Origin of the sequence: Rhizobium sp. SU303, assembly GCF_021052345.1 — a bacterium.
Classification (GTDB): domain Bacteria; phylum Pseudomonadota; class Alphaproteobacteria; order Rhizobiales; family Rhizobiaceae; genus Rhizobium; species Rhizobium laguerreae.
Map to the genome: position 1 here is coordinate 708,878 of NZ_CP088095.1, position 18,960 is coordinate 727,837.

General features: G+C 62.4%; 18 protein-coding genes. 10 read left to right on the plus strand and 8 right to left on the minus strand.

Annotated elements, in window-relative coordinates; translation table 11 throughout:
* Positions 1-73: 73 nt before the first annotated feature.
* The 4 genes from RlegSU303_RS03415 to RlegSU303_RS03430 form a co-directional block, all read right to left on the minus strand.
* A complete protein-coding gene (locus tag RlegSU303_RS03415) occupies positions 74-1,906 on the minus strand; it encodes a methyl-accepting chemotaxis protein (RefSeq protein WP_231283458.1) in 1,833 nt (610 codons plus the stop codon).
* Between the two features lie 230 nt (positions 1,907-2,136).
* Positions 2,137-2,580, minus strand: a complete 444-nt coding sequence (locus tag RlegSU303_RS03420) for a hypothetical protein (protein ID WP_222372469.1) — start codon at positions 2,578-2,580, stop codon at positions 2,137-2,139.
* A gap of 9 nt (positions 2,581-2,589) precedes the next feature.
* Positions 2,590-2,940 carry a hypothetical protein gene (locus RlegSU303_RS03425; protein WP_222372471.1) on the minus strand — a complete coding sequence of 117 codons (351 nt, stop codon included), beginning with the start codon at positions 2,938-2,940 and terminating at the stop codon, positions 2,590-2,592.
* 52 nt (positions 2,941-2,992) lie between these two features.
* Complete coding sequence (locus tag RlegSU303_RS03430) at positions 2,993-3,562, minus strand: hypothetical protein (protein ID WP_222372473.1); 570 nt, start codon at positions 3,560-3,562, stop codon at positions 2,993-2,995.
* Between the two features lie 428 nt (positions 3,563-3,990).
* Between RlegSU303_RS03430 and RlegSU303_RS03435 the strand changes: the two genes are divergently transcribed.
* Positions 3,991-4,422: a hypothetical protein gene (locus RlegSU303_RS03435; protein WP_231283459.1), complete on the plus strand. Its 432-nt coding sequence runs from the start codon at positions 3,991-3,993 to the stop codon at positions 4,420-4,422.
* 45 nt (positions 4,423-4,467) lie between these two features.
* Here the strand turns inward: RlegSU303_RS03435 and RlegSU303_RS03440 are convergent, their stop codons facing one another.
* Positions 4,468-5,154: an ArsR/SmtB family transcription factor gene (locus RlegSU303_RS03440; RefSeq protein ID WP_222372487.1), complete on the minus strand. Its 687-nt coding sequence runs from the start codon at positions 5,152-5,154 to the stop codon at positions 4,468-4,470.
* Positions 5,155-5,226: 72 nt separating this feature from the next.
* Between RlegSU303_RS03440 and RlegSU303_RS03445 the strand changes: the two genes are divergently transcribed.
* From RlegSU303_RS03445 to RlegSU303_RS03455, 3 genes are all read left to right on the plus strand, one after another.
* The gene (locus RlegSU303_RS03445; protein WP_222352470.1) at positions 5,227-5,556 is read left to right on the plus strand and encodes an NIPSNAP family protein; all 330 of its coding nucleotides are present in this window, start codon (positions 5,227-5,229) and stop codon (positions 5,554-5,556) included.
* A complete protein-coding gene (locus RlegSU303_RS03450) occupies positions 5,553-5,903 on the plus strand; it encodes an antibiotic biosynthesis monooxygenase family protein (protein WP_231283460.1) in 351 nt (116 codons plus the stop codon). The genes RlegSU303_RS03445 and RlegSU303_RS03450 overlap by 4 nt, the downstream gene beginning before the upstream one ends.
* Positions 5,904-6,045: 142 nt before the next feature.
* On the plus strand, positions 6,046-7,200 hold the full coding sequence (locus RlegSU303_RS03455) for a site-specific DNA-methyltransferase (RefSeq protein WP_222372490.1): 1,155 nt from the start codon (positions 6,046-6,048) through the stop codon (positions 7,198-7,200).
* Between the two features lie 158 nt (positions 7,201-7,358).
* On the opposite strand, the gene RlegSU303_RS03460 is transcribed toward RlegSU303_RS03455, so the two are convergent.
* From RlegSU303_RS03460 to mutY, 3 genes are read right to left on the minus strand one after another with little or no spacing between them, the layout of a single operon-like run.
* Positions 7,359-7,724, minus strand: a complete 366-nt coding sequence (locus RlegSU303_RS03460; RefSeq protein ID WP_222372492.1) for a nuclear transport factor 2 family protein — start codon at positions 7,722-7,724, stop codon at positions 7,359-7,361.
* 5 nt (positions 7,725-7,729) lie between these two features.
* Positions 7,730-8,344 carry an HAD family hydrolase gene (locus RlegSU303_RS03465; RefSeq protein WP_222372501.1) on the minus strand — a complete coding sequence of 205 codons (615 nt, stop codon included), beginning with the start codon at positions 8,342-8,344 and terminating at the stop codon, positions 7,730-7,732.
* Between the two features lie 2 nt (positions 8,345-8,346).
* Positions 8,347-9,438, minus strand: coding sequence for an A/G-specific adenine glycosylase (mutY, locus tag RlegSU303_RS03470; RefSeq protein WP_231283461.1), 1,092 nt, complete (start codon positions 9,436-9,438; stop codon positions 8,347-8,349).
* 108 nt (positions 9,439-9,546) lie between these two features.
* On the opposite strand from mutY, the gene RlegSU303_RS03475 reads away from it, so the two are divergent.
* The 6 genes from RlegSU303_RS03475 (at position 9,547) to ppdK (ending at position 18,941) form a co-directional block, all read left to right on the plus strand.
* Complete coding sequence (locus RlegSU303_RS03475) at positions 9,547-10,044, plus strand: DUF721 domain-containing protein (protein WP_011650811.1); 498 nt, start codon at positions 9,547-9,549, stop codon at positions 10,042-10,044.
* Positions 10,045-10,491: 447 nt separating this feature from the next.
* Complete coding sequence (gene relB, locus RlegSU303_RS03480) at positions 10,492-10,716, plus strand: type II toxin-antitoxin system RelB family antitoxin (RefSeq protein ID WP_017959316.1); 225 nt, start codon at positions 10,492-10,494, stop codon at positions 10,714-10,716.
* Between the two features lie 207 nt (positions 10,717-10,923).
* Positions 10,924-11,694, plus strand: a complete 771-nt coding sequence (locus tag RlegSU303_RS03485; RefSeq protein ID WP_017993213.1) for a DsbA family protein — start codon at positions 10,924-10,926, stop codon at positions 11,692-11,694.
* Between the two features lie 96 nt (positions 11,695-11,790).
* Positions 11,791-15,252, plus strand: a complete 3,462-nt coding sequence (locus RlegSU303_RS03490) for a chromosome segregation SMC family protein (protein ID WP_222372535.1) — start codon at positions 11,791-11,793, stop codon at positions 15,250-15,252.
* Between the two features lie 537 nt (positions 15,253-15,789).
* Complete coding sequence (locus tag RlegSU303_RS03495) at positions 15,790-16,050, plus strand: hypothetical protein (protein WP_231283462.1); 261 nt, start codon at positions 15,790-15,792, stop codon at positions 16,048-16,050.
* 182 nt (positions 16,051-16,232) lie between these two features.
* Positions 16,233-18,941: a pyruvate, phosphate dikinase gene (ppdK, locus tag RlegSU303_RS03500; protein ID WP_231283463.1), complete on the plus strand. Its 2,709-nt coding sequence runs from the start codon at positions 16,233-16,235 to the stop codon at positions 18,939-18,941.
* The last annotated feature ends 19 nt before the right edge of the window (positions 18,942-18,960 follow it).

Here is an 18,960-nt window from a genome sequence, read left to right on the forward strand (position 1 = left end):
GCTACGGCGTCGCTGCCGGACCGGTCGTGTCGGCTTGGCTTGGGAATGAAGAATGGCGATGAGATAGCAGCCGTCAGGCCGCCAGCTGCCCACCCCGGCGTCCAGCTGCAGATGGCGTCGAAGCGGTCGCACGAAGCCTGAACCGGGAAACGAGTTCACGCAGCTTGGCAGCTTCCTCGGCGAGATGACCGGATGCCGCTGTCGATTGCTCCACCATTGCCGCGTTCTGCTGGGTTACCTGGTCCATGGAATTGACCGCCGTATTGACTTCGGCAAGGCCGGTCGACTGCTCTCTGGCCGACACGGCGATTGCATCCATGTGCTGGTTGATGCGGGCAATCTGTTCGCTGATCGCCTTCAGAACCTGGCTGGTGTCGAGAACCAGTTTGACGCCGCTTTCGACTTCCACCGAGGATTTCTGAATGTGGCCTTTGATTTCCTTGGCCGCCTGAGCCGATCTCTGGGCGAGCTCGCGAACTTCCTGGGCGACCACCGCAAAACCCTTGCCCGCGTCTCCGGCGCGCGCCGCTTCGACGCCGGCGTTCAGCGCCAGCAGATTGGTCTGGAAGGCGATCTCGTCGATCACGCCGATAATGCTGGAAATCTGCTGCGACGAGGCCTCGATGCGGCGCATGGCCTCTTCGGCATGCGACACGACCTCGGAAGACTTGGCGGCATTGCGGTTCGCATCGGTCGCTTCAGTGCGCGCCTCATCGGTCCGCTTGCTCGAATTCGAGACATTGGCGGTGATCTGATCGAGCGCTGCGGCCGTTTCTTCGAGCGAGGCCGCCTGCTGTTCGGTTCGTTTCGACAGATCGCCGGCCCCGGATGCGATTTCCCGCGTGCCTTCGTCGATCGCTGCAATGGCGGCCGCGATCGCGCTGAGCGTCTGATCGAGCTGCCGGATCGACATGTTGAAATCATGCCGGAGGTTTTCAAAGTCCGGGGCGAAGGGCTCGTCGATCTGGAAGGCGAGATCGCCGGATGCAAGCCTCTTCAGGCCTGCGGCGAGGCCGGATGTCGCTGCCCGCAGCCGTTCGGCTGCATCTTCGTCGGCCTGCTTTCGCGCCGTGACCCGCTCGGTTTCACCCTGCAATCGGGCGGCCTCGGCATCTTTTTGGAGTTGCTTGTTGGCAATCGCCGCCTGGCGGAAAACTTCGACGGCCGATGCCATCGTCCCGATTTCGTCGGTGCGGCCGATCCCGGTGCAGGCAATCGCCGTGTCGCCGCCGGCAAGCCTTTGCATATCGTTGGAAAGCGAAAGGATCGGCTTGGTGACGGTCTTGCGGGTGATGAAATAGAGACCGAAGGCGAAGAGCGCGGCCGAAGCCAAAAGGGCTTCCAGGACAATATCGACCGACGCATTTATATCAGAGCTGCGATTGGAAATTTCCTCGGATGCAGCCGTGATCTGATCGCCGGCCTGTTCCATTGCCGCTTCCAGCGTCGAGAACTGGGCCATGAAGTCAGGCAATGCCTTCATAGCTGCCGTAGGGTCCTTACCGGCAAGTTCGACGATCTGAGTGGCGCTTGCGATATAGGCAAGCAGGGGAGGTTCGACGCTGGCAAGGATCGTTTTCGTCTTGTCGTCGGCGGCAAGAGCCTTGTTGGCATCAAGCATCTCGCGGAACGCCGCCTCATGCTCAGCCAGATCGGCCTTCACCGTGTCGACGTCGATGCCTGCTGCCGGATTGGACGCCAGCAATGATGCGAGCGCATCCGAGCGCAGCGCGTCATGCATCATGTCGGCCTGCATGTGGTTGCGCAGAATGTGCGCCGTCCGGGCAACCTCGGCGTTGTTTTCGGAGAGGATCGACGCGGACCAGATGCCGACACCCGTGGCGCCAGCCGCCAGGGCGAAAATCGCAATGCTCGCAATGATGATCTTATGCTGGATCGATGCCATGACAGGACTCTCTCGTTAATTCAGAAGGTGAGAGTAGTCGAATATGCTTAATTATTTTCTTAGCGCCATGCCGCTTAGTGGCGCGAAAACAAGAGGTTGCAGTGGATATTTCAGTTTCGATGAAAAGTTGAGCTCTTTGTGCGTCGACCGGATGACCGGTGCTGCATCGAGCGCCGGAAGATGCAAAAAGGGTGGGGCTCTTCCTTGTGCAAAGGGCGAGCCCCATCCAACTATTGTTCCGGCAGGATGATCTTCTGATTGGTGGTGTTCTTGACCGGCTTCTCGCCCGGGACATGCGACATCGTGTGGGTCGTGCTATCCAGCGTACTGCCGTCGGTGCTGGTTTTTGTGCGAGACTTGCTGAACGTCCCCTTGTCGACTGCCTGGGCTTTCGTCTGCGCCTTCAGCTTGTCGCCACTGTCGTTGACGTGGGTCTTGCTTTGCGCCTTTCCATCGGTGGTGGCTGCACTTCCGCCCGATCCGATCGAAGAGGTCGTGCCGTCGTCGGTCCGGCAGGTGCCCGCCGTTCCGACCGAGCTTGCGGATGTGCCTCCTGCCGAAGCGCTTCCGCCAGTTCCGACCGTTCCGGCCGCATTGCACTCCTCTGCAATAACGCCCGAGCTCGAGGCGAGCAGCGCGATCGAGGCGGCCGCGATAAGGTTGATAGGTTTCATTGCCATCTCCTACTTCTTGGGTTTCGTGACCGAGCAGGTTCCGTCGGACCGTTTGGTGATGACGGTGCCGTCAGGCCGGGTGATGCTTGCCGTCGAAAAGCTGTCGACGCTTCCCGATCCGGCCGAGGAGCCGGCAGAGGAGGATGACGAAGAGGAGCCGGCCGATCCGCCGTCGGTCGTGGTCGATGACGAAACCTGTCCGTTGCCGGCCGTCACGGTGGTGGACATGTCTCCCTGCGACGACTGAGACTGGACGACGGTGCATGTCGTTCCGTCGTCGAGTTTGATCTCCTCGGACATTGCCTGTCCGGCGACTAGGGCGAGTGAAGCGCCCAGTGCGATTGTGGAAAAGTTGGTCATTGGTCTATCTCCAAGGGATTGGCCGACGCCATGGAGGCGCCGGCCGACATCGTCAGCAGCCTTTGGTGCCGGCGGCGTCCTTCTTGACCTGTCCGGGTGCACAGCCCTTCTTGCCCTTGTTGTCAGAGCTTCCTGCGGCGCTGCCGCCGGTGCCGACTGTGCTGCCGGTCTTGTCTCCGTCCGCAGACGAAGCACCAGTCCCGACGCTCGAGGCCGAGTTCGCGTCGCCCGAACCTGCAGCGGAGCCGCCGGTGCTGACCGTGCTGCTGGAGGTGCCGCCGCCGGCCGACGAACCGCCGGTGCCAAGCGTCGAAGCAGAGCCCGAGCCGGAGCCCGAACCCGCAGCGGAGCCGCCGGTGCCGACCGTGCTGCTCGAAGTGCCGCCACCGGCCGATGAGCCGCCCGTGCCGACCGTCGAGGACGTGCCGGATTTGCAGTTGGTCGAACCAGCCGGGCAGTCGCCCCCGGCAGAGCTGCCACCAGTACCGATCGTGCTGCTCGCAGTTCCGCCGCCGGCCGACGAACCGCCTGTGCCGACGGTGCTAGACGATTGAGCGAAGCCGGAAACAGCCGTGCCGGCCAAAAGAGCGGCCGCCAAAGCCAGATGTGTTGCCTTCATCATGGTGTATTCCTCCGTTTGTTTCGAACTTGCCGTCGCATCCGGAATGGATGGATAGCTGCCTGACAAACTTCGCTCTCACACCACTGTTCCTGCCTTAGGCACTCAGTCGGATGGGCCTCGGACCTTGGTCCGACCGCGCCGTCATGGTCGACATTCGAGCGTTCTGGGAGGGTTTCATGAGCCGGCCGACGGGTCGGAATACCTCAATCTCGGCGGCTTCGACGGCGCCGAAGAAGGCTTGGCTGCAGGCGACGTCATCGCTGGCCGGTGGAGCGACGCCCATCAATTCCGCGTCATGTCGGGAGAACCGCAGCGGCGGGCCTACCTTTGGCAATCTCATGCACTAGATGGCGATCGGGAGGAGAACGCCACCGCCGCTATTGGGAAGAGAAGCGGCATGCCAAAGAATGAATGAAGAGGAAGACTGCATGACGATCGAGGATATTATCGAAACCCTGGAAAAGACCGACATGCCCGACAGCCGGATCGACGCCTTCATCACCTGTGCCTTTCTGTTGAAGCAACTCCGGCCGGCCGAGCCCAACGATTTCGACGGTCCTCACGATTACCTGCCGAGCAGTATCAAATCTGAGCACGGCTTCCTGATGGCGCGGCCCTTCACACACGACGTCAATCACGCCATCGATCTGTGCCGGGAAGTCCGGCCGGATGCGGTTTGGCACCTCGCCCGCGGTCGCCAGACAGCAGACGAGTCGCTTTACGGTGCGCAGCTGCGCGAGATCAAGGAGGACGAAAGCATCCTCGGCGAGGCCGAGAGCAATCACGCGGCGCTGGCGCTCACGCTCGCGGCGCTGCGGGCGCATGTGCGGCAGGAAGATGAAAAGAGGGCAGGTGCGTGAGGGCGCTGGAGACTGCCTCGGAACCTCTTGCATATCCGCAATAACCTACGGATCGACCGGGAAAAGCATGAGGAACTGCCTGTCACCTTCCGGGGAGAACAGGATCGACCGGCTTTCCGCCGTGCGCCGCGCCCAACCTTTGTCGAGGAAGCTTGAAAGCAGGGCCTTGCCGAGGCTGCCGGCCAGATGGGCTCGTCTTTCGCTCCAGTCGAGGCAGGAGCGGCAGAGCGGCCGGCGCGAGGATCTGAGGTCGCTGACATCGATGCCGATGCATTTGAGCTCGCTTTCGCCCTTTTCCGTCAGCGCCAGACCGTCTCCGACCGCGTCGATCGCGCCTGATGCAATCAGGCTGTCGAGCATGCGCACGCCGTAATCGCCGGCAAGATGATCGTAGCAGATGCGCGCCTTGCGCAGCGCCGGCTCCTTCGGTCCCGGCTGGTGGCGCAGATGCCCGCGTCCGGCGGCAAAGCCCATCATGCTTTCGATCAGCCGGGCGACGGCCTCGTCGGCCAGCGTGAAATAGCGGTGGCGCCCCTGCTTGCGCTGGGTTAGCAGCCCGCCGGCTTCGAGCTTGGCGAGATGCGTGCTCGCCGTCTGCACGGTGATGCCGCCGACGCCGGCAAGCTCGGTCGCCGTCAGCGCCCGGCCGCCGGTGAGCGCCGCCAGCATGTTGGCACGCGCCGGATCGCCGATGAGCGCGCCGATCTGCGCAATGTCTGGGCCTTCCTTCATACTTCGATCGTAACCGAAGCATCGCCGTCAGGCAATGTGCGAAAACTGGTGGGCAGCCAAAGGAGAAACGATATGATCACCTGCTTCATCCGCTATCAGATCGACCCCTTCAAGAAGGAGGCGTTTGCTGACTATGCCCGCAACTGGGGCCAGGCAATCCCGAAGAATGGCGCCGACCTGATCGGCTATTTCGGTCCGCATGAGGGATCGGCAACGACGGCCTACGGCGTCTACAATATCGAAAGCCTCGCCGCTTACGAAGCCTATCGCGCCAGGCTGGCTTCCGACCCGCTCGGCCGTGAGAATTATGAATTTGCCAGACGCGAAGGCTTCATCCTGAAGGAGGATCGCATCTTCCTCAAAAATGTCTCCGCTCCTCACGCAAAGCTGGTGCTGTCATGATCGCCGTCATCTTCGAAGTCGTGCCCTATATGGGCGAACGCCACAAATATCTGGATCTTGCCGGCGAGTTGCGCGGCGAACTCGAAAAGATCGACGGCTTCATCTCGATCGAGCGTTTCGAGAGCCTGACGACGCGCGGCAAGCTGCTGTCGCTCTCCTTCTTCCGCGACGAAGAGGCCGTCAAGCAATGGCGCAATCTCGAGGCTCATAGGGCAGCCCAGCAGGCCGCACGCGGCGGCATCTTCGCCGATTATCGCCTGCGGATTGCCAGTGTCGTCCGCGATTACGGCATGTTCGAACGCGACGAGGCGCCGGCCGACAGCCGTAGGGTTCACGACGCCGCCTGATCGCCGGCGGCGGCAAAGTCTGCCGCTCACTCATCGGCCGCCCGAATAAATTCCCGAAATCGGCCACCGCTTCAGGCTTTGGTAACTAAGTTGCGTAACCATAACGGACAGTTAAGCGTAGAGCGTATGAGTGAGTATCAGAATGGCATCAGTTTTTCCGCTTGCCGACCTCAAGGCTTCCGTCAAGTCGGATTCCCGGCAGGATTCCAGGGCCGGGTCTTGGGTTGACACGATCATCAAGGGTGATTGTGTCAGCGCCCTTGAGGCTTTGCCCAGCCACTCCGTCGATATCATCTTTGCCGATCCGCCGTATAATCTCCAGCTCGGCGGAACGCTGCATCGTCCCGATCAGTCGCTGGTCGATGCGGTCGATGACGAATGGGATCAGTTCGCCTCCTTCGAGGCCTATGACGCGTTTACCCGCGCCTGGCTGCTGGCTTGCCGCCGCGTGCTGAAGCCGACCGGCTCGATCTGGGTGATCGGCTCCTACCACAATATCTTCCGCGTCGGCGCCACGCTGCAGGATCTGAATTTCTGGATCCTCAACGACATCATCTGGCGCAAGACCAACCCGATGCCGAATTTCAAGGGCCGCCGTTTCCAGAACGCCCATGAGACGATGATCTGGGCAAGTCCCAGCGCCAAGGCCAAGGGCTATACCTTCAATTACGATGCGCTGAAGGCCGCCAATGACGACGTCCAGATGCGCTCCGACTGGCTGTTCCCGATCTGCAACGGCAGCGAGCGGCTGAAGGGCGAGGACGGCAAGAAGGCGCATCCGACGCAGAAGCCGGAAGCGCTGCTTGCCCGCGTCATCATGGCCTCGACCAAGCCCGGCGATATCGTGCTCGATCCGTTCTTCGGCTCGGGAACGACGGGCGCCGTCGCCAAGCGTCTCGGCCGTCACTTCGTCGGTATCGAACGCGAACAGGATTATATCGATGCGGCCGCAGCCCGCATCGCCGCCGTCGAGCCGCTCGGTAAGGCGGAACTGACCGTCATGACAGGCAAGAAGGCGGAAGTCCGCGTCGCCTTCAACGTGCTTGTTGAAAGCGGCCTGATCAAGCCCGGCCAGGTGCTGACCGACGCCAGGCGCCGCTATAGCGCGATTGTCCGCGCCGACGGCACGGTAGCTTCCGGCGGCGAGGCCGGCTCCATTCATCGTCTCGGCGCCAAGGTGCAGGGTCTCGATGCATGCAACGGATGGACCTTCTGGCATTTCGAAGACGGGCAGTCCCTGCGCCCGATCGACGATCTCAGGTCCGTCATCCGCAGTGATCTGGCAAAGGCGGAGTGAGCAACGCCTCTGACGGATCGAAACCACCTTCTTCCGATTTCCCTCCAGTTGCGGAAGAAGACCAAGGCGCCCGGGGTCAACCCCCCGGGCGTCCTCTTTTTGTTTTTGCGCAATTCCGGACGCAAAACCGCTGCACATTTTTGCTGGAATTGCTCTAGTCAGAACTCCTGGTAGTCGGTGACCTCGACCCTCGTGACGCGGCCTTCCGCGTTGAAGGTGATCGTCTCCTCGCCCTCGCGGATCAGCGGCTTGCCCGTCTTGCTGTGGGTGGCGCGTACCGACCAGACCGACCGGCCGGAAAGCGGCGTCAATGTTTCCACCAGCGAATTTTCCGCCGTCTGATCGGGATAGTCCTCGAAATAGCGCCGGAAGGCAGCCATGATCTCGGCGCGGCCGGTGAGATCGCCGACGCCGTTCGAGACATAGGTCGCGTCCTCGGCGAAATAATTCTCGATCGCGGGAAAATCGAGGGCGTTGATCGCGGCGTGGAAGAGTTCGATTTGCTTTGTCGGGTCGAAAGCCATGGATCTCAGACCTTCACCCCATAGCCGGCGAGATCGCTGCGCAATTTGTCGGCGCCCGAAAACAGAACTGCATTCCAGCCGAAGGCTTTAGCGCCTTCGACATTGACTGGCGCGTCGTCGATGAAGATCGTTGCGGCGGGATCGAGGCCGAAACTTTTCGTATGCGTCTCGTAGATCGCGACATCGGGCTTGATCAGGCCGACATCGCCGGAAACGGTGACGCCGCGCGGTAGGTTGAGGAAAGGGAAGCGCGCCTGCGCCTCGCGGAACGTGTCGGAGGCAAAGTTGGTGAGCATCGTCACGTCGCGCCCTTCGGCAATCAGCCCTTCCATGATCGCGACGCTGTCGTCATAGGCGTGCGGCACCATCTCATGCCAATATTTGCGGAAGGCGCGGATATGCTCTTCGCGGGCAGGGTGCTGTTCGATCAGCAGCGCTTCGGCCTCCGCCCAAGTGCGGCCGCGGTCCTGCTCGATGTTCCAGTCATGGGTGCAGATATTGGCGAAGAACCAGTTGCGCTCGGTCTCATCAGGGATGAGGCGGCTGAAAGGGAGATGTGGGTCGTAATGAATAAGGACTTTGCCGATGTCGAAAACGATATGTCTTATGTCGCTGGTCATGGTCATCCCTTGGATGTTTTAAACGCGAGAGGAATAGCCGCTGCGATCGCTTTTTTCATGATGGTCGGCAGCGCCTGGGCTTCAAGATTTGTAACCGGCTCCCACCATCCGTCATTCGTGCCGACCTTGGCAGCGATGGCCGCACGCCAGATGGAAAGCCTGAGCTCGAAATGGGTGAAGACATGGATGACGGTGCCGGAGGCCTGCCATGCTGCGTCGAAGGGCGCCGCCTTGGTCGAGGTCTCGCCGTCGATGCGCGCCGTCCAGGCGGTCGTCGGCACCTCGGTCATGCCGCCGAGCAGGCCGCTGTCGATGCGCCGCCTGAGCAGGATCTCGCCATCACCTGTTACCGCGATGAAGGCCGCGCCGTATCTGACCGGTTTTTCCTTCTTCGCCGCCTTGACGGGAAAGAGTTCGGGATCGGAAAGCTTCAGCGCCGCGCACGCACCTCGGAACGGACAGAGCGAACAGGCCGGCCGTTTCGGCGTGCAGATCGTGGCACCCAGATCCATCATCGCCTGGGCGAAATCGCCGGGCCGTATCTCGGGCGTCAGCAGAGCCACCTTCTCCTTCATCGCCGGCTTTGCGGCCGGAAGCGGCGTGGCGATCGCATAGAGCCTGGAGATCACCCGCTCGACATTGCCGTCCATGACGGCCGCCTGCCGGTTGAAGGCGATTGCGGCGACGGCGGCTGCCGTATAGTCGCCGATGCCGGGGAGCGATTTGAGGCCGTCTTCGGTATCGGGAAAGATGCCGCCATGCTCTGTCGCCACGGCTTCGGCGCATTTCTTCAGGTTGCGGGCCCGCGCGTAATAGCCAAGCCCCGCCCAGGCGGCCATCACCGCATCGGTCTCCGCCGCGGCCAGATCGGTCACCTGAGGCCAACGCTGCAGAAACTTTTCGAAATAGGGTTTGACCGCCTGCACCGTCGTCTGCTGCAGCATCACCTCGGACAGCCAGACGCGATAGGGATCGGGTTTGACGCCGCGGGCCGCCATGCGGGGCGAAACGCGCCAGGGCAGGTCGCGGTGGTGGCGATCGTACCAGTCGAGCAGGGGCTTGGCTGAGGGCGTGTCGAGTGTGGTGATCGTCATGATTTGCCGCGATGGGGGGAAGTGCCTATACTTGGCGAAGCAATGCCGCGCGATCAAGTCGCCTGTGCGAATTGGCATGCGAATTGGGGGCGTCGCTGAAGGGTTTCGATGAGTTATCCACGTAAAGGTGCAAAGCAGATTTCCGAGCTAGCGAACGGGCTGATCGATCCCGTGCTTGCCAGGCGGGCCGGCATCAACACGGCTCTGCTCGGCTCGTGGAGTGAAATTGCCGGCGAGGATTTCGCCGATTGCACCCGGCCGGAAAAGATCGCCTGGGCCCGCGGCGGCGATGAGACCGGCGGCTTCCGCCCCGGCGTGCTGACCATTGCCTGCGAAGGCGCGCGTGCGCTCTTCCTCACCCATGCCCAGGGCGAACTCATCCAGCGCATCAACAGCTTCTTCGGCTTTGCCGCCGTCCACCAGATCCGCATCGTCCAGAAGCCGGTCTCACAAGCCATCCGTCGCTCCCGCACCCCGCCGCCGCTGAAGGGCGAAGCCGCCCGCAAGCTCGAAGGCATGATGGAGGGGATAGAGAACGACAAGCTGCGCCAGGCGATTCAGCGCTTGGGGACCGCGGTGATGGGGAAACGGGGGAATCAACGCTGATCAGCAAAACGCCCTATCTCCGCATGCTTAGTTTTTTGATCGTGCTTCGACAAGCTCGCGGGTAACAGCAAATTCCATCCTGCCCGAGACAGAGCTATAAGGCTCGCACTGTGTGATCGCATCAGCGATCAACGGGGCTGCGGTTTTTTCCCATTCGGATGGTGGAGTGCGGAAGTTGATGGATAAAAAGTCGGCAGATCCATCCTTGATGACCGCTACAATCAGGAAGCTATAAGCACTCGGCGCGTCCGCAGGCAGCTTTAGACATTTAAGCATCTGAAAACAATACTACCGCTGTCTTCAGACGCGAGCACGCTCTTGACGTTTATCGCCAATGCGACAGATGCAATAAGAACGTAATAGAGAAAAGTCTTCGTCAAAGAATGCATTAAAATATCCCTCTGAACAGTCGTCTGCTATACTTGTATCGCAGACGGGAGAAAAATCATGCTGGTCTTGCAGTTGCCCACTGATATCGAAACGCGGCTGATTGAGCTTTCGAGGCGTACCGGCCGCAGCAAGAGTTTCTATGTGCGTCAAGCCATCCTTGCGCATCTCGACGACGTCGAAGATATCTATCTTGCCGAAAGGCGCCTCGAAGAACTTCGCCGCGATGAGGGCGATACGGTGCCGCTGGCCGAGCTGACGGCGCGTTACGGGGTGGACAACTGAGCGACCAGCCGATACGGGCTGGCAGCCGCCGCGATGTCTGCCGATGAAATCGGCAAAGCCTCCAATCCTGCAATTTTTGGTCTAGTCGTCCCACCACGGTCACAATTCTTTGAAGGAAGTTGGCGAACCGTGCCTTGTGAGTGGCCGCCAGCCGTTATATCGCACAGTCATGCCGTCAATCTCATTATTTATGGGGAATTCATGCAGATGTCCGAAATGCAACTGACGAAACGCCGCCTGCTCAGCGGTATCGCCATCGCCGCAGCTGCCGTAGCGCTTGTCGCCTGCAACGACAGCAAGGACGCTGCCGATGCTTCGTCCTCCGGCAAGACCATGGCTGATGGCACCAATGTCGACACCATGCAGACGGCGGCCACCTCGGCGACCGAAATGCCGGAGTCCGACGGCGATGTCGACATGGCCGAAGTGCTGAAGCCCGGCGTGCTGCCGGAAATGGCGCTCGGCAAGGCCGATGCCCCGGTCAAGATCGTCGAATACATGTCGATGACCTGCCCGCATTGCGCCCATTTCCACAACACCGTCTTCGACACGATCAAGCAGAAATATGTCGACAGCGGCAAGGTGCAGTTTATCATCCGCGAATTCCCCTTCGACCCGCGCGCCGCCGCTGCCTTCATGCTCGCCCGCTGCAATTCTTCCAATCCGGAGCAGTTGAGCACGCCGGAACAGTATTTCCCGATGGTTTCGATGCTCTTCAAGCAGCAGCAGGTCTGGGCCGCCGCCGACGATGGCCGCGCCGCACTGCTGCAGATGTCGAAGCTTGCCGGATTTACTGAGGATAGCTTCACGAAATGCTTGACGAACCAGAAGCTTCTGGATGAAGTGAACGCCACGCGGGAAAGAGGTTCCAAGGATTTCGGCGTCAACGCCACCCCGACTTTCCTGATCAATGGCAAGCGCTACTCTGGAGACATGCCGGTTGACACTTTGTCGAAGCTCATCGACAGCCTGCTCTGAACCGGATCGTTTCGATAGAACGGGCGACGGCGAAAGCCGCGCGCCCGTTTTTTTGTGGCTGCATGACGAGCCCGCCCCGCGCTGCGGAGCGGCTGCATGAAGTTCAACAAGCTGCGCCTGGTCGGTTTCAAATCCTTCGTCGAGCCGACCGAATTCATCATCGAACGCGGGCTGACCGGCGTCGTCGGCCCGAACGGCTGCGGCAAGTCGAACCTCGTCGAGGCGCTGCGCTGGGTGATGGGCGAAAATTCCTACAAGAACATGCGCGCCTCCGGCATGGACGACGTGATCTTCTCGGGTTCCGGCAACCGCCCGGCGCGCAATACCGCGGAGGTGGCGCTCTATCTCGATAATGCCGAGCGCACCGCGCCTGCCGCCTTCAACGACAGCGACGAGATCCAGGTCACCCGCCGCATCGAGCGCGAACAGGGTTCGCTCTATCGCATCAACGGCAAGGAAAGCCGCGCCAAGGACGTGCAGCTGCTGTTTGCCGACGCCTCCACCGGCGCGCGTTCACCCTCGATGGTCGGGCAGGGGCGCATCGGCGAACTGATCCAGGCAAAACCGCAGGCCCGCCGCCAGCTGCTCGAAGAGGCGGCCGGTATTTCCGGCCTTCATTCCCGCCGCCACGAGGCCGAGCTGCGACTGCGTGCCGCCGAAGGCAATCTCGAGCGTCTCGACGACGTCACCTCGCAGCTCGAAAGCCAGATCGAGAGCCTGAAGCGCCAGGCCCGCCAGGCAAACCGCTTCAAGACGCTGTCTGCCGATATCCGCGCCCGCGAGGCGATGCTGCTGCATATCCGCTGGGTGCAGGCCAAGGAAGCCGAGGCCGAGGCCGACAGCGCCTTGAACCAGGCGACCTCCGTCGTCGCCGAAAAGGCGCAGATGCAGATGGAGGCGGCGAAGAACCAGGCTGTCGCCAGCTTGAAGCTGCCGGAACTGCGCGAGGGCGAGGCGCGTGCGGCCGCAGCCCTGCAGCGCCTGCAGATCGCCAGAAGCCAGCTGGAGGAAGATGCCGGCCGCATCCTGCGCCGCCGCGACGAGCTGACCCGCCGTCTCGCCCAGCTTGCCGAGGATATAAGCCGCGAGCAGCGGTTGGTGGCCGACAATGCCGTCATTCTGGCGAGGCTCGATGCGGAAGAGGCGGAGATTTCGGAGATCCTCGCCGATTCCGGCCGTTATGCCGAGGAAACCCGCGAGGCCTTCGAGGAGGCGGCGGCAAAACTTGCCGACAGCGAGCGCATCTTTACCCAGCTGACTGCCGAGCGCGCCGAGGCTGCCGCCGGCCGCAACCAGCTGGAACGCGCCATCCGCGATCTCACGGACCGGCGGATGCGCCTCGAACGGCAGATGGACGAGGCAAACCAGGAACTGTCAGCCGTCGGCGAGAAGATCGCCGGCCTGCCCGATCCCGACGAGAAACGCGCCATCGTCGAAGCCGGCGAGATCGCCGTCGCCGATGCGGAGGCCGCGGTGCAGGCGGTCGACCAGGCGCTTGCCGCGGCCCGCCAGACCGAGGCGCTGTCGCGTGCGCCGGTCGATCAGGCCCGTTCGAGCCTGAATGCGTTGGAAACCGAGGCCCGCACCATTTCCCGCATGCTCGCCGCCGGTGCTGCGGCCGGCAAATTTCCGCCGGTTGCCGACGAGCTGAAGGTCGATCGCGGCTTCGAAACCGCACTCGGCGCTGCCCTCGGCGACGATCTGGAATCGCCGCTCGATGCCGAGGCGCCGGCCCATTGGTCGGACAATGGCGACGGTGCTGGCGATCCCGCGCTTCCATCCGGTGTTGCGCCGCTGCTTGCCCATGTCCGTGCGCCGGCGGCACTCACCCGCCGCCTGCGCCAGATCGGCCTGGTGGCGGAAGGGGAGGCGCAGTCGCTGATGGCGGGGCTGAAGCCCGGCCAGCGGCTGGTGACGAAAGAGGGCGCCGTCTATCGCTGGGACGGCCATGTCACCGGTGCCGATGCCCCGAGTGCGGCGGCACTGCGCCTTGCCCAGAAGAACCGCCTGGCCGAGCTCGAAGGTGAAGCCGTCCTTGCTCGCGACGTGCTTGCCGAAGCCGAAGAGCGGCAGACAGCCGCTGCCGAAGCGATCCGCGCCGAGGAGCGCCGGCTTGCCGAGGCGCGCGACATGAGCCGCCTGTCGGCGCGTCATTTGGCCGAAGCGCGCGACGCTCTCGCTTTCGCCGAGCGTGCCTCCGGCGATCTGATCCGCCGCCGCGATGTCGTCAGCGAGGCGGCCAGCCAGTTGCGGTCGCAGCTGGAAGAAATCGCCATCCAGGAAGAGAATGCCCGCATCGAGCTGGAGGACGCGCCCGATCTGACTGCGATCGACGAGCGGCTGCGGTTCCAGCAGGCGGAAGTTGCGACCGATCGCGGCGCGCTGGCCGAAAGCCGCGCCCGCCATGAAAGCCTGGCGAGGGAAAACGAGGCCCGCCAGCGCCGCATCATGGCGATCGGCCAGGAGCGCGAGACCTGGCGCCAGCGGGCGGCAAGTGCTGAAGACCATGTTGCGACACTGCGCGAACGTGAGGAAGAGGCGCGCGACGAGGCAGCCGAGCTCGAACTGGCGCCGGATGAATTCGACGACAAGCGCCGCGCTTTGCTCAGCGAATTGCAGAAGGCCGAGGAGGCCCGCCGCCAGGCGAGCGACCTTCTGGCCGAGGCCGAACGCATCCAGCGCGAGGCCGACCAGAAGGCGACGACGGCCCTGTCGGAACTTGCCGAATGCCGTGAACGCCGCGGCCGCGCCGAGGAGCGCCTGGTTTCGGCTCGCGAGAAGCGGCAGGAAAGCGAAGGCCGCATCCGCGAGGTCCTGAACGTCGCGCCGCACGAGGCACTGCAGCTGACCGGGCGCCCGACCATGCAGGCGCTTCCCGATCCGCGCGAAGTCGAGCGCGAGCTGGAGCGCCTGAGGATCGAGCGCGAGCGGCTCGGCGCCGTCAACCTGCGCGCCGACGAGGAGCAGAAGGAACTGAGCGAGAAGCTCGAAGCGCTGATCAAGGAACGCGACGATGTCATCGATGCGATCCGCAAGCTGCGCGGCGCCATCCAGAGCCTCAACCGCGAGGGCCGCGAACGGCTGATCGCCGCCTTCGACATCGTCAACGCCCAGTTCCAGCGGCTATTCACCCATCTTTTCGGCGGCGGCACCGCCGAACTGCAGCTGATCGAATCCGACGATCCGCTGGAAGCCGGCCTCGAAATCCTCGCCCGCCCGCCCGGCAAGAAGCCGCAGACCATGACGCTGCTCTCCGGCGGCGAACAGGCGCTGACGGCGATGGCGCTGATCTTTGCGGTGTTCCTCACCAATCCGGCGCCGATCTGCGTGCTCGACGAAGTGGACGCGCCGCTCGACGACCACAATGTCGAGCGCTACTGCAATCTGATGGACGAAATGGCGGCCTCCACCGAAACACGCTTCGTCATCATCACCCACAATCCGATCACCATGGCCCGCATGAACCGCCTGTTCGGCGTCACCATGGCCGAGCAGGGCGTCTCCCAGCTCGTCTCCGTCGACCTGCAAATGGCCGAGCGCCTGCGCGAGATTGCCTGAGGTTTTCGTGAGGAGAGCCTTTGCGGTCTCTCCTGGCGTTAGGGAAGGGCGACATTTCTTACTTTCACGGTCCGGCAGTGCTCGCGGTGTGGATCCTCGGGTCAAGCCCGAGGATGACGGAGGGTGGGGAACCTGCTGACCAAGACAATGCTCCGGGCGTTTCCCCTCTTGCCATCGCGCCCTCCGTCTCCGTCATGCTCGGGCTTGACCCGAGCATCCACGTCGACGCCGAGCGCCGACGCAATTTCAGCAAAGCTATGGCGCGGTTTCGCGCCTAGAAATTGCGTAAAATCAAAGGTCAAGCAATAAACACCAAAAAAGGTCGGCTCTCTTGCCGTCTGTACCCCATTTGGGTGATGCTCTTTTCGCTGACTTGCATTAGAAGTTGTTTCAACGCAACCTAATTACTCTGCTGGAAAGCGGGCGACCAGAGGTTGCGCATTGTCGAATTTGCGTGCGGTTTTCCGGGCGAGGGCAAGAACCGGAAACCGAGAGCAAATCTTGGGAAGTAGCGATCTATTTTCTCAGGAATTGCGTATGACGAGGTCACAGCGGTTCTGTTTTGAGAAAAAGCTGAGCCGTTTTTGGGTTGAGGGACCCCCCGTCCGGTTTTCCTGGCCGGACGGAAACAAGGCTTTGCGGGACATTGTTGCAGTCCCGCAAAGCTTTTTTTGTGCCTTTTTTCATGTCAGCCATGTTTCAAACGTTTTGACCGCCGGCTGCCGCAAGATTTATTGTGCAACGCAACATTTTGCCGCATTTGTCGATTTTCATTTCAACTCCAAGGGATTAAGCTAATCCCTAAGTTTGTTGACAGACGTCGCTCCCTGCTCGGCGTCATCCTCGGCCTTGTGCCGAGGATCTGCTGCGCATCAACCGGTAGCAGATACTCGGGACAAGCCCGAGCATGACGAAAGAGGGCGCAGCGTTGTCGGCAGTCTGAGGGATTAAGCTGATCCCTTTGTGGTTTTGGGGGGAAGATGACCAAGTGGGTCTATAGGTTCGGCGACGGGCAGGCTGAGGGCCGGGCGCGCGATCACGAGATTCTGGGCGGCAAGGGCGCCAATCTCGCGGAAATGTGCGCGCTCGGACTTCCGGTGCCGCCGGGGCTGACGATCGTCAGCGATGCCTGCAACACCTATTACAAGAACGGCCGCCACATCGAGAATGCGGTGAAGGCCGAGGTGCGCGCCGGCATATCGGCGATCGAGGCAATCACCGGCCGCCGCTTCGGCTCCGTCAGCCAGCCGCTGCTCTTATCGGTGCGCTCCGGCGCCCGCGTCTCCATGCCTGGCATGATGGACACGGTGCTCAATCTCGGCCTCAACGACGAGACGGTGCAGGCGCTCGGCCATGATGCCGGCGACGCGCGTTTTGCCTGGGACAGCTACCGCCGTTTCATCCAGATGTATGCCGATGTCGTCATGGGCCTCGGCAACGACGCCTTCGAGGAGATCCTGGAAGACGAGAAGGCCAAGCTCGGCCATGAATTCGATACCGAACTCAGCGCCTCGGAATGGCAGCATATCGTCTCCCTCTACAAGAAGCTGATCGAGGAGGAGCTGGAGCAGGAATTCCCGCAGGATCCCGAAGTCCAGCTTTGGGGTGCCGTCGGCGCCGTCTTTTCCAGCTGGATGAGCGCGCGCGCCGTCACCTACCGCCAGCTCCACAATATTCCCGAAGGCTGGGGCACCGCGATCAACATCCAGGCGATGGTCTTCGGCAATCTCGGCAATTCGTCCGCCACCGGCGTTGCCTTCACCCGCAACCCCTCGACCGGCGAGAGAGCGCTTTATGGCGAATTCCTGGTTAATGCCCAGGGCGAGGATGTCGTGGCCGGCATCCGCACGCCGCAAAGCATCACCGAGGATGGGCGAATTTCCTCCGGCTCCGAAAAACCCTCGATGGAAAAGCTGATGCCGGAGGCGTTCCGCGAGCTCTGCCGCATCTGCACCGACCTCGAGATCCATTACCGCGACATGCAGGATATCGAATTCACCATCGAGCGCGGCAAGCTGTGGATGTTGCAGACCCGCTCGGCCAAGCGCTCGACCCGGGCGGCAATGAAGATCGCCGTCGATATGGTCGACGAGGGGGTGATCACCGAGGACGAGGCGGTGCTGCGCATCGAGCCCTCCAGCCTCGACCAGCTGCTGCATCCGACGATCGATCCGCGCGTCACCCGCCAGGTGATCGGCTCCGGGCTGCCGGCCTCGCCCGGCGCTGCCACCGGCGCCATCGTCTTCACCGCCGAAGAGGCCGTCGAGGCGGAATCCGAGGGCCGCAAGGTCATCCTGCTCAGGGTTGAGACCAGCCCCGAGGATATTCATGGCATGCATGCTGCCGAAGGCATTCTGACGACCCGCGGCGGCATGACCAGCCATGCGGCGGTCGTTGCCCGCGGCATGGGCATCCCCTGCGTCGTCGGCGCCGGCACCATGCGCATCGACGCGCGCAACGAGCGGCTACTCGGCGTCGGTGTCACGCTCAAGAAAGGCGATATCATCACCATCGATGGTTCGGCCGGCCAGGTGCTGAAGGGCGAAGTGCCGATGATCCAGCCGGAGCTGTCCGGCGATTTCGGCCGCATCATGGGTTGGGCCGACCGCGCCAGGCGCATGACCGTGCGCACCAATGCCGATACGCCGGCCGATGCGCTCGCCGCCCGCTCCTTCGGCGCCGAAGGCATCGGCCTTTGCCGCACCGAACACATGTTCTTCGAGGGCGAGCGCATCCATGTGATGCGCGAGATGATCCTGGCCGTCGATGAGAAGGGCAGGCGGGTGGCGCTCGACAAGCTGCTGCCGATGCAGCGGCTGGATTTCACCGGCCTCTTCACCGTCATGCACGGCCTGCCGGTGACGATCCGCCTGCTCGATCCGCCGCTGCACGAATTCCTGCCGAAGACCGATGACGAGGTGGCCGAAGTCGCCTTCGCCATGGGCATGGAGGCATCCGTGCTTCGCCAGCGCGTCGATGCGCTGCACGAGTTCAATCCGATGCTCGGCCATCGCGGCTGCCGGCTGGCGATCTCCTATCCCGAAATCGTCGAGATGCAGGCCCGCGCCATTTTTGAGGCGGCGGTCACCGCAGCCAAGGAGACCGGGGCAGCCGTTGTGCCGGAGATCATGGTGCCGCTCGTTGGCCTGCGCACCGAGCTCGATTACGTCAAGGCGCGCATCGACGAGGTCGCCGCCGACGTGATGCGCGAGGCAGGCATGAAGATCGATTATCTCGTCGGCACGATGATCGAGCTGCCGCGTGCGGCGCTTCGCGCCCATGTGATTGCCGAAGCCGCCGAATTCTTCTCCTTCGGCACCAACGACCTGACGCAGACGACCTTCGGCATCTCGCGCGACGACGCCTCGGCCTTCATCCCCACCTATCAGCGCAAGGGCATCATCGAGCACGATCCCTTCATCTCGCTGGATTTCGACGGTGTCGGTGAATTGATCAGCATCGCCGCCGAACGCGGCCGGCGCACCCGCAACGACATGAAGCTCGGCATCTGCGGCGAACATGGCGGCGACCCAGCCTCGATCCGCTTCTGCGAAACGATCGGCCTCGACTATGTCTCCTGCTCGCCCTTCCGCGTGCCGATCGCAAGGCTGGCGGCAGCGCAGGCGGTGATTGCAGGCGGTCTGGACGAGATCCGGCGGGGTCCGAAGGACCTGCGGGCAACCGTGTAGGATATTCGGTTGAGTGTGG